The following is a 10846-nucleotide window of genomic DNA, read 5'->3' as shown; positions in this document are numbered from 1 at the left end:
ATTATACCCATTTTCTAATGGGTGGTCAATCATATATCCGGGCACTTCCTTGCGAATTCATGACAAATGGACTTGACTTTTGGGTTTCATTTGTGCTATCCTACAGGACGTTATTAAAGGAGTGGCAGTGTCACTCCATCTCTCATCTTTCATCATAAGAAGGTGGAGAAATAATATATTTATGGATCAGGATCGGTTACCATGCAACGTGAGCGCGTAGCTGATAATGTATATTATTTTCAAAGCGATGTGTATGCCCAGGTAACTGCTGGTGCAGTGATCGGCCCGAACTGGGCAGTGGTGATTGACACCCTGGCCATCCCGGAAGAGACCCTTCAGATCAGGGATTTTATCGAGCAGGATCTTAATCTACCTGTGCGATACGTGATCGACACACATTATCATGCTGATCATGCCTGGGGAAATTGTTTCTTCCCAGGGGCCACCATTGTCGCCCATGCACTCAGTCGTAAAGAACTGGCAGGCAAAGGACAACAATCTTTGCTGGAAGCGCGCAAGCAAAATCCCTCTTTCCGCAGGGTAAAGATCGTCCTGCCCCAATTGACCTTCGATGAAAGCTACCTGATTCTCCGAGTAGGTAAGAAGACGTTATCCATGTTCCCACTCCCCGGCCCGTGTGCGGATAATATCGGCGTGTTAGTCGAAGAAGACCGAGTGTTATTCGCCGGCGATGCTTTCATGGCGCTGCCCTATATCGTGGATGGTAATATCGATGACACGATCGCTTCCCTGAAAAAAATCAGCAAAATGGGCCTGGAAAACGTTGTTCCAGGCCACGGTGATATTGTGTTGAGAGGCGAGATCGACGGGGTAGTCAAGGAAAACCTGGCTTATCTATCTGCGCTGCGTAAGGCAGTAAGAAAAGCAGCCCGCCGCAAGTATCCCCAAGAAATCCTATCGGAGATCGGTGTGGAAGACTGTGGTAAGAGCCGAGTGTTGATCGGTGGCCTGGCGGAGGAGTTGCATCGTCGTAACCTGCGCGCTTTATACTACCAGATGTATGGTGCGCTTCCCAAAGCCAACCCACTTGAGGGTGATGAAGAGTATTTTGATGAAGAGGAAGAAACTTCAGAATAAGCTATAGTGAAGGTCGGCGTTTTTTCGCACGCAACCCAACAACCCGCTCAGTTCCATTGATCAGCCGCTGAATATTTGGCCTTAATGCCAAAGCCAAGGCGCAGAAAGACAGCAGTCCGTAGACAGCATACTGCCACGGACCAAAACCCATCCAGGCTCGATAAGCGAATATCAAAGTTGATAGCAGCGCCACACTTAAGGTGGTTACTGAGGCATATCCCCCGAAATAATAGATCAAACCGCAAACCGGCAGGATGATAAGTACGCTGGGGAACCATAATCCAATCGATCCACCCAGGCAAGTAGCTCCCCCTGCCCCGCCGCGGAAGCGAAGCCATCCTGTTTCCTTTCGTTCAATCAGGAAAACTGAATAATTATGGCCAATGATTGCCAGAAAGGGAGCCAGTACCTCCAGCCAGACGTGAACCCCTGGGACAAGAAGGTGACTTACAAAGACTGCACTCACACCTTTGAGAACGTCCAGGATGGCGGTCGCCAGTCCTGCCCAGATCCCCGCAGCACGCATGGCATTCGTCCCACCTGTACGACCGCTCTCGACTGAGCGAATATCCTTACCTGTTGAGAGCTTTACGATGATCAAACCACTGGGAATCGAGCCAATGATATACGCTAAAAGTAAAGCAAGAAAAATATAAAGCACCATTTAGATTATGAATTTCTCCTGACTCTCTCTCGTAGTTTAATCAACCCAGGCAAGTTTCCAAAGTTACGCATTGCTAGAAATAATGAATGGGACCTCGCTTACGCTTGCACCAGATTCCATCAAGAAGGCACGACACTGCCAATGATTGCTGAATTGATACAAGATCAAATAGACGATACCAGGAAAAGTTAGTTCGGCAGTATCGGTCGCCGATGGCTGACTGATTCCCTGCGGATGCGAATGATAGACGGCGAGGACATCCCATTGCTGTTTTTCTGCCAACAGGAAAGCTTCTAATTCCTCCTGTGGGTCCATACGGAAGCGGTATGGGTCATGTAGCACGTTTTCTACAGGGATAATCATCCTGGCCTGGTTATGCTCGCCGAGCACAAAACCACAGGCTTCCTCAGATAGCCTAGATTTCACATCTTCCAACAGCTGAGCCCAATGGCTGGGGGATAGGATAATCCCGGAAAAAGACGGGTTCATCGCAGGACCAATGCCGCGCTCCAGGCAACAACCAGGCTAATTACTGGCTCGATAATCACATTTCGGAAAGGTTTTTCTTCTATAAGATTACAAAAAAGGCTGATCAGTGCATTGGAAGGACCCAGTAATACCAACCCAAAAGCCACCGGCGTCAGGGGCCAATAATTGAAAGCTGCCGCAACTTGCCCGATAAGGAAGGCGATAATCGCTGATTCATAGATAGTCCAAATGCCATGCAACCTAAGATTGGTGACCCGTAGGCTCACTAACCAGGCAGCAAACACCAGGGCAGGCACATTGAATAGCAGACGAACTTCAGCACCTCGCAAAGCACCTGCGAACAGGAGGAATAAGGCAAACGAGGTAGCTGATAATGCAGCACTGGCCCAGGGCAAGCGTACATCCTGGAGATCAACAGCAATATACTCAGCGATCAGAACCAAGACTAAAATCACCGCCCCGCTGATCAACCCTATCCACCAACCCACACCGACCGGTACACCACCCAGAGGAATCCCGATCGCCAGAGCCGTCAACGCAGGGAGGATGGAGTGAACCAGGCTTTGCCTGCCTTCATTCGCCGGGTGGCTACTCATTAGCCAGTTTGCCCCAGCAGCAGTCATTAGGGCAACCAGCACAGCGGTAATCAGATTAACATTAATGGTGAAGCCGATATATAAACCCGGCAATTGCTGAGATATTTGCCAGGCAGGCAAGTTGATGAAACGGGCAAGAATATATGCCATTACGATCATTGCAGCTAACACGCTCAGGTGATCAATATTAGGCAGATTCTGAGCGTCTCGATGAGATTCCATAGCATGATTTTACTCCCCCAACGGTAAATTACCAAGAAGCCTGATTGCCTTGACGTATTTCTACCAATAGCTTAGCATTGCCTGTGTGAGGATAGCATGCGAATCGGGATGATGGCTGATCTATACAAGCCACATATCAGTGGTGTGACCAACTCTATTGAGTTGAGTAAGCGCTGGTTGGAGAAGGAAGGCCATGAAGTCTACATCTTCACATTTGGAGACGACGAAATGGTGGATGATGAAAAAAACATCATTCGCACCAGTGGCCTTGCCGTGGTGGACACGGGATTCTATCTCAACTTGCATTACAGTAAAGCTGCCCGCCAGTTGCTTTACTCCATGGACATCTGCCATATCCACCATCCATTCGTCAGCGGTTCTCTGGCCATGCGCTATTGCGTGCCTCGCAACATCCCGATCATATTCACCAACCATACCCGTTACGACCTGATGGCCCAGGCGTATCTACCGATCCTGCCAGATTCCATCGGAGACGCAGCATTAAAAGCATATTTATCACCCTTCTACAATGCCTGTGACCTGGTGATCGTCCCGACCTTGAGCATAAAACACGTGCTTGAGGATCATTTTGGCCTGGTTACACCCGTTGATATTATCCCAAACGGCGTAGACCTGACAGCTTATCGGCAGAAAATCCTGCCGGTTGATCGGGCGCAATTCGGTTTTTCAAAGGAGGATGTCATCTCGATCTATGTGGGCCGTTTATCACCGGAGAAGAATCTCACCTTGCTTCTGCGCGCTTTTTATGGTGTGGCGATGACTTACAAGAACGTCCGCTTGCTTCTTGTGGGGGAGGGACCCGACCATGAGAATCTGGCTGCACAGGTGAGGCATATGAGCCTGGAAAATAAGGTGCATTTCACCGGGCTGGTTGACTATCGCGACATCCCGCGCTACCTGGCATCAGCAGACATATTCGTCACCCCCTCCAGTGCAGAAACGTTCGGGTTGTCAACAGTAGAAGGAATGGCTGCCGGCCTGCCTGTTTTGGGAATCGATGCACCGGGAAGTGGAGATATCATTGAAAATGGGATAAATGGATTGGTAACCTCAGATGACCTGGCTGAATTTACTGCAAAGCTTGTGATGCTCTCGACCAGCCATGAGATGCGCCGAACCATGGGGGAAAATGCAATAAAATCCTCCGAAAAGTACGATATTCAGACCACAACCAACGCCACACTCCAGCATTATTGTCGACTAATCGAATCAACAAAGAAGCGAAAAAAGAGCCCGCGCTACAGGTTTACTCGCTTTTTTGACAGGTTTCGATGAAATCAACCCGACTGCGTACTTTAGGTAAACACGGGGAATCAATCGCTGCCGAGTATTTAAAAAATAAAGGTTACACAATCCTTGAGACCAACTGGCACTCATCATACGGCGAAATCGACCTGGTTGCCAGCCAGGCTGGGGTGATCACCTTTATTGAAGTAAAAACCAGAGCAAGCAAATCATTTGGCCCCCCTGAAGTATCAATCACGCCGCGTAAATTAGAACACATGCGTAATAGTGCCGAGTACTATATGGCAGAGCATCCGGGAATTACAAATGAGTGGCGCATCGATGCAATTGCCATCCAGCTACAGACCGGCAATTTACCACCTTTGATCGAACATTTCGAGAATGTCGTCTCCTGAAGCGAGCCAAGATATCTCAATAGAAGAACCCAAACAGGCAACGGTTCCCCTTGTAGTCATTCTTGGACCCACTGCCTCGGGTAAGACAGAAATATCCATTAAACTTGCCAGGATGCATAAAGGGGAAATTGTCTCTGCCGATTCACGCCTTTTCTACAAGGGTATGGATATCGGGACAGCCAAACCTACACTAACTGAGCGAGCACTCGTTCCTCACCATCTGATCGATGTCGCTGAGCCTGACCAATCCTGGAGCCTGGGGCTATTTCAATACGAGGCAAGTCAAGCAATTCGCCAGATCCATGCGCGAGGGCATCTGCCTTTCCTGGTAGGTGGCACGGGACAATTCATCCGGGCAGTCGTTGAAGGATGGAGAATGCCTGCCGTCGAACCTGATCCCCTGCTGCGAAACGTACTTTCACGCTGGGCAGATACCATCGGTGCACAGGCCATCCACACCAAGCTCGAGATCCTGGACCCAGTGGCAGCTCACTCCATTGATCCCACCAATATCAGGCGCACGATTCGGGCTTTGGAAGTGATTTTTTCCACCGGCAAAAGGTTTTCGGATCAAAAAGAAACCGGGTACAAGCTCTACCAGACATTACTTATCGGGTTAACCTATCCGAGGGTTGAGCTTTACCAGCGAATTGACGATCGCATCCAAAAAATGATGGAGGCGGGTCTGATTGATGAAGTCAGAACATTGCTTAACCAGGGATATTCACCCGACTTGCCGACCATGACGGCTATCGGTTATGGGGAGATTGTTGCGTACCTGCAAGGAGAAATATCGCTGGATGAAGCGGTAATCCTGATGAAGCGCCGTACGAGAGAATTCGTAAGGCGCCAGGCGAATTGGTTCAAGGAAAACGACCCGGAAATCCACTGGTTTCAATCGGGAGCGGATCCAATCGAGGCGATATCCAGGCAGATTACAGAGTGGCTGAGCCGAAATAATACCAGCTAGCAAATTAGCTCCTTGTGGACGAGAACTCTTTGGGTTGCTCTTTGGATTGCTAATTGACATCCACCCTTTAAAATCCTATACTAATATTGATCAATCAATCAACCATTCTGCCAAAGGAGGAGAACGATGGATGATCGTCCATGGTTTAAGCATTACGACAAGGGTGTTCCACAGCATATTGATTACCCAGCGATTCCATTATTTGGCTTGCTGGAAGAATCGGCACGAAAATATCCCGATAGTCCATGCACAATTTTCAAGGGGGCGGTAACCACCTATCGTCAGATGGATGAAATTACTGATCGCCTGGCGGCAGGTATTGCAAAACTAGGCATTAAAAAAGGAGACCGGGTTGGTATATTTATGCCCAACACGCCTCAATTTGTCATTACTTTCTTTGCCATCCTGAAGGCCGGGGGGGTAGTGGTATCGATCAACCCTCTCTATAGCGCTAGAGAAATCATCCACCAGGTGAACGATGCGGGAATCGAATTTATCTTTGTGATGAGCAACTTCTACAACCTGGTCAAGCAAGCCCAGCCGAACACCAAAATAAAGAAAGTCATCGTGACGAACATTAAAGAATACCTGCCTCCATTACTGGCAGTACTATTTGGGCTTGCCAAGGAAAAAAAAGGCGGCTTCCGAGTGGAGCTCGCTGCTGGCGATATCTGGTACAAAGACCTCCTTGCCAGTCACAAAGTGGAGGACCGGCCGAAGCTGGATCTTGGCCCGGAAGATACCGCCATTTTTCAGTATAGCGGAGGAACCACTGGTATCTCGAAGGGCGCCATTGCCCTACACCGCAACCTGGTGGCGAACGCCCTGCAGGTACGCAGCTGGATGCCCACTGCTGAAGACGGTAAGGAAACCGTCTTGATGGCAATTCCTCTCTTCCATGTCTATGGTATGGTGGCAGGTATGTTGTTCGCCATCCGCACAGGAGCAGCGATGGTGATGATTCCCAATCCACGCGATATGGCTGATGTGCTAGACAGTATCCAGAAATACAAAGCTTCCATATTCCCCGGCGTACCAACCATGTACAATGCGATCAACAACCACCCAGAAGTCATCGCCGGAAAATATAACCTGAGCTCGATCAAAGGCTGTATCTCAGGCTCGGCGCCATTGATGAGGGAGACCAAAGAGAAATTCGAAGCGTTGACAGGTGGAAAACTGGTCGAAGGTTATGGATTATCGGAAGCTCCTACAGCCACGCATTGCAATCCATTATATGGAGACATCCGCACAGGCTCCATCGGTTTACCATTATCCGATGTTGACTGCCGGATCATCAGCCTGGACGATGGCATCACCCCGCTTAAACCTGGCGAAGTCGGTGAGTTGTGCATTCAAGGCCCGCAGGTGATGAAAGGCTACCACAATATGCCCACCGAAACAGCCAACACTTTGCGGGATGGCTGGCTATACACGGGTGATATCGCTAAAATGGATGAAGATGGGTACTTCTACATTGTGGACCGCAAGAAAGAATTGATCAAACCGGGTGGTTACCAGGTGTGGCCGCGTGAAGTAGAAGAAGTGATCTCCACTTACCCCAAAGTGATGGAGGTGGGTGTCGCCGGTGTAGTAGATGCTTATCGGGGTGAAACTGTCAAAGCCTGGATAGTCCTCAAACCCGGTGAAACCGCCACTGAAGCAGAGATCCGAGACTATTGTAAGAAGAATATGGCACCATTTAAAGTGCCTACTGAGGTGGAATTTAGAAAGGAACTACCCAAAACGACGGTAGGGAAAGTCTTGCGGCGCGAGCTTGTGCGAGAGCACATGGAAAAACAAGCCGCCCAAGCGGTAGTAACCAAAAATTGATCTGAAAAATGCCGGAGGCTGGTTTACACACTCCGGCATTTTTTATTTAATCATCGGGTGATCTTTTCTACAAAAGTATGCAACAAGTCTGGAGAGGCCAGGTGGATATGTAACACCCGCCTGCCATGTGCTTCCAAGGCTTCGATATCACCAAGCGCTTGACCATATTCAAGCACGCCGAAGCTTAAGCCCTTGCCAGGGATTTCAATATCCTTCTTGGGTGTAGCCGTGATTACCAGGAATAAGCCCCGATTGTATCCACCTTTGTGCAGCTGCCCGGTAGAGTGCTGGAAGCGTGGTCCAAAACCGACCATCGTGGCCATTTTTGAGTGTTCCAATATCCATTGGCGTAACTTTCGCAAGGAGGCGGTATTTTTTTGATCTCGAGCAAGGTAGGCGTTGATTGCTACGTAATCCCCTGGTTTCCCAGAGAGAATAAATTTTTTAACAACCGTCTCAAACCCGCTTCCATCGATATTGAGCTTGCCGCTGATCTCCACACCCTGACCTACGAGGAGTCGCTTCTCCTCTATAAAGCTGTGATGCTTCTGATAATAGGCGATCTTTTCAACCGTCCGATTTTTACTATCTTGCACATCAGGCTGGTCAAAAGCATTCACCATAAGCACGGAACAGGCTGTCGCCACCGCCAGTTCCCATTTGTAGAACTCGGCCCCCAGGTCATAATCTTCGGTAAATTCCTGGGTCAGCACCGGTTGGCCGGCCTTACGTAGCTGTTTTACTTTCTGATCAAGCTCCCCAGACCTGCGGAAGTAAACGAACAAGCGGTCAGAACCGTAAATTTGGGGTTTGGATGTCGGTTCACCCGCTACTGGAACGATACCCTTCCCCAGCTTACCACTGCTTTCAGCCACAAGTTGTTCCAACCAAGCACCAATAGGTGCAATTTCAGGGTCGGAAAGTATGGTGAGTTTGTCATGACCGAGCAGGGCTGCTTCACCCAGTACAGTCCCGAGAACCACGCCGGGATTTCGTCCAACGGGCTGAGATAAGCTGCTTTCTGAAGACATCCAGGCAGCGCAATCGAGTAGCTGGGCTATATCGATGCCCATCAAGGCTGCCGGCACCAGACCAAATGCGGTGAGGGCAGAGTATCTGCCACCCACCTTCGAGTCAGCGAGGAAAATCTTACGGAAGTTCTTTTCGAATGCCAGTTTCTCCAGGGACGTCCCTGGATCTGTGATGGCAATAAAATGCTCACCGGCTCGTTCGCCGACAGAACGCCGTGCAACCTGCCAGAAATAATCGAACATGGCATTGACTTCAGCCGTTCCACCAGATTTGCTGGATACAATATATAAGGTGGTCGGAACTGGGTTTCCTCGGGCAGCCGCAAGCACCTGGCCAGGATCGGTGGAGTCCAGGATGGTGAGCTTCAACCCCTGAGCTTCATTCTCGAAGATGAGGCTCATCACCTCAGCTGCCAGAGATGAGCCCCCCATCCCAAGCAGTAAGGCTTGTGTGTATCCAGCCTCCTTCACCTGTGTAGTGAATTTACTTAATCCGGGTAGCAAGGCTTTGCTTGATTCAGGCAAGCCCAGCCAACCCATGCGAATACGCACTTCCTCCTGACCTTTCGGATCATCAGTCCAGAGCGATCCATCCAGTGCATAGAAGCGCTTAAGGAATTGCTCGGCTTCGAATTTTGAGATTCGGACAGCAACAGGTTCGGCCAGTTCACCCAGTTGGTTAACAGCTACCTCACACCTGGTTTTTACCGTGGCAAATAATGATTCATAAGAATCCGAAAACGCCTTCACCCCCTCTTCCTCAAGCTCCGCTGTGACCTTTTTTATTGAGATACCGACAGCTTCCAGTTCCGAAAACGCTTTTTGTGCTTTATCCAGGTCCTTTTCAATCGTCAGCTCCACTTTACCGTGGTCCTTGAAGGCCTCCAATGTCTGTGGAGGAACAGTATTGACGGTGTAATTTCCAATCAGCTCGTCCACATACATCGTGTCGGGATACTCGGGATTTTTCGTGCTCGTCGAAGCCCATAAAACACGCTGGATGGTAGCACCCTGCTTCTGCAAGCTTCGGAACCGCTCGCTTTCGAATACGACACGGAACTCCCGATAGGCAAGCCGGGCATTGGCCACAGCGATCTTACCTTGCAAGGCCTGGGCAACTTTCGCATGCTCAGGCGAAGTTTGAATCACCTGCGAAAGGTATTTATCCACTTTTGAGTCGATGCGCGAGACGAAAAACGAGGCAACTGAATGGATATGGTCAACAGGTTTACCGGCTTTCAGGCGGTCTTCTAAACCCGATAAATAGGCCTCCATGACTTCCTTGTATCGTTCAATTGAGAAGATCAGGGTAATATTCACATTGATTCCTGCGGCGGTGGATTTACGGATGGCAGGCAGGCCGGCTTGGGTAGCTGGGATCTTGATCATCACGTTGGGCCGATTGACGGTTTCCCAATATCGCTGTGCCACCGCGATCGTCTTTTCGGTATCATTGGCAAGCTCAGGTTGTACCTCAAGGCTGACGAACCCGTCGCCGCCGTGCGTACGATTGAATAATGGTCGTAATAGGTCGGCAACCCGCTCGATATCCTCGATCATCAGCTGCTCGAGGATGCGCTTGTCCGAGTATCCCGCCCAAGACATGGGGACCAGGGCAGAATCGTAGTCCTTCGATTTCGCGATAGCGTTATTGAAGATACTTGGGTTTGAAGTCAATCCCCTCACGTCCCCTTCATCAATTAATCGTGCTAATTCGCCGTTTACAAGGATACGGCGTTCCACATAATCCAACCAGATAGACTGACCGAGGTCAGTTAGTTTATTAATCTTTGTAGACATTTTTCCACCTTTATTCTAAAATTCTCCCTTTTTCAAGCTCATAGACCTTATTTACGCGACGGACATGACGCTTGCCATATGAGAACTGTGCCATTAAGAATGCCGCCACCAGCTCTTTAGCTAATTCATCACCGATCACCCTGGCCCCCAGGCACAGGACGTTCATGTTGTCATGCTCCACCCCCTGGTGAGCTGAGTATGTATCATGGCATAGACCTGCATAAATCCCCTTGATTTTATTGGCAGCGATGCTTGCACCAACCCCTGAACCGCAGATCAAGATGCCGCGTTCCGCCTCGCCACGCGTGATGGCCAGGCCTAATTTTTTAGCAAAATCAGGGTAATCAACGGGCTGTGTGCTGTCTGTGCCGAGATCGAGCAACACATGACCGCTCTCCGTCACACACTCCTTTATGATGTTTTTCAGTGGAAATCCACCATGATCACAAGCAAGAGCGATTATCATAAGTAGCTCCGAAATT

Annotated in this window: 10 protein-coding genes; 5 read left to right on the top strand and 5 right to left on the bottom strand. The window is 49.5% G+C overall.

All coding sequences use genetic code 11. From position 1 onward, the window contains the following. Positions 1-201: 201 nt before the first annotated feature. On the top strand, positions 202-1098 hold the full coding sequence (locus C3F13_08170) for a hypothetical protein (GenBank protein ID PWB53873.1): 897 nt from the start codon (positions 202-204) through the stop codon (positions 1096-1098). 1 nt (position 1099) lies between these two features. Here C3F13_08170 and C3F13_08165 read toward each other — a convergent pair whose 3' ends face one another. The 3 genes from C3F13_08165 to C3F13_08155 form a co-directional block, all read right to left on the bottom strand. Beyond that, a complete protein-coding gene (locus C3F13_08165; protein PWB53872.1) occupies positions 1100-1762 on the bottom strand; it encodes a hypothetical protein in 663 nt (220 codons plus the stop codon). Between the two features lie 63 nt (positions 1763-1825). Continuing rightward, positions 1826-2251 (bottom strand): hypothetical protein, encoded by a 426-nt coding sequence (locus C3F13_08160; GenBank protein PWB53871.1) that lies wholly within the window; start codon positions 2249-2251, stop codon positions 1826-1828. Beyond that, positions 2248-3069, bottom strand: coding sequence for a hypothetical protein (locus C3F13_08155; GenBank protein ID PWB53870.1), 822 nt, complete (start codon positions 3067-3069; stop codon positions 2248-2250). The genes C3F13_08160 and C3F13_08155 overlap by 4 nt, the downstream gene beginning before the upstream one ends. A gap of 96 nt (positions 3070-3165) precedes the next feature. Between C3F13_08155 and C3F13_08150 the strand changes: the two genes are divergently transcribed. From C3F13_08150 to C3F13_08135, 4 genes are all read left to right on the top strand, one after another. Then, entirely contained in the window at positions 3166-4365 is a 1200-nt protein-coding gene (locus C3F13_08150; protein PWB53869.1) for a hypothetical protein, read from the top strand. Then, positions 4362-4730, top strand: a complete 369-nt coding sequence (locus tag C3F13_08145; protein PWB53868.1) for a YraN family protein — start codon at positions 4362-4364, stop codon at positions 4728-4730. The genes C3F13_08150 and C3F13_08145 overlap by 4 nt, the downstream gene beginning before the upstream one ends. After that, positions 4717-5700 (top strand): tRNA (adenosine(37)-N6)-dimethylallyltransferase MiaA, encoded by a 984-nt coding sequence (locus tag C3F13_08140; protein ID PWB53867.1) that lies wholly within the window; start codon positions 4717-4719, stop codon positions 5698-5700. The genes C3F13_08145 and C3F13_08140 overlap by 14 nt, the downstream gene beginning before the upstream one ends. A gap of 126 nt (positions 5701-5826) precedes the next feature. Further along, positions 5827-7533 carry a long-chain fatty acid--CoA ligase gene (locus C3F13_08135; GenBank protein PWB53866.1) on the top strand — a complete coding sequence of 569 codons (1707 nt, stop codon included), beginning with the start codon at positions 5827-5829 and terminating at the stop codon, positions 7531-7533. Between the two features lie 50 nt (positions 7534-7583). Here the strand turns inward: C3F13_08135 and tal are convergent, their stop codons facing one another. Both tal and rpiB read right to left on the bottom strand, forming a co-directional pair. After that, positions 7584-10364: a transaldolase gene (gene tal / locus C3F13_08130; protein ID PWB53865.1), complete on the bottom strand. Its 2781-nt coding sequence runs from the start codon at positions 10362-10364 to the stop codon at positions 7584-7586. Between the two features lie 10 nt (positions 10365-10374). Next, on the bottom strand, positions 10375-10830 hold the full coding sequence (rpiB, locus tag C3F13_08125; protein ID PWB53864.1) for a ribose 5-phosphate isomerase B: 456 nt from the start codon (positions 10828-10830) through the stop codon (positions 10375-10377). Between the last annotated feature and the right edge of the window lie 16 nt (positions 10831-10846).

Source organism: Anaerolineales bacterium, from assembly GCA_003105035.1.
GTDB lineage: Bacteria > Chloroflexota > Anaerolineae > Anaerolineales > UBA4823 > FEB-25.
The sequence above is the reverse complement of the archived record's forward strand: the minus strand, read 5'-3'. Positions and strand labels throughout refer to the sequence as shown.

Coding starts and splice junctions, on each gene's coding strand:
- C3F13_08170 (PWB53873.1), top strand. CDS start 202: ATGCAACGTGAGCGCGTAGCTGATAATGTATATTATTTTCAAAGCGAT.
- C3F13_08165 (PWB53872.1), bottom strand. CDS start 1,762: ATGGTGCTTTATATTTTTCTTGCTTTACTTTTAGCGTATATCATTGGC.
- C3F13_08160 (PWB53871.1), bottom strand. CDS start 2,251: ATGAACCCGTCTTTTTCCGGGATTATCCTATCCCCCAGCCATTGGGCT.
- C3F13_08155 (PWB53870.1), bottom strand. CDS start 3,069: ATGGAATCTCATCGAGACGCTCAGAATCTGCCTAATATTGATCACCTG.
- C3F13_08150 (PWB53869.1), top strand. CDS start 3,166: ATGCGAATCGGGATGATGGCTGATCTATACAAGCCACATATCAGTGGT.
- C3F13_08145 (PWB53868.1), top strand. CDS start 4,362: ATGAAATCAACCCGACTGCGTACTTTAGGTAAACACGGGGAATCAATC.
- C3F13_08140 (PWB53867.1), top strand. CDS start 4,717: ATGTCGTCTCCTGAAGCGAGCCAAGATATCTCAATAGAAGAACCCAAA.
- C3F13_08135 (PWB53866.1), top strand. CDS start 5,827: ATGGATGATCGTCCATGGTTTAAGCATTACGACAAGGGTGTTCCACAG.
- tal (PWB53865.1), bottom strand. CDS start 10,364: ATGTCTACAAAGATTAATAAACTAACTGACCTCGGTCAGTCTATCTGG.
- rpiB (PWB53864.1), bottom strand. CDS start 10,830: ATGATAATCGCTCTTGCTTGTGATCATGGTGGATTTCCACTGAAAAAC.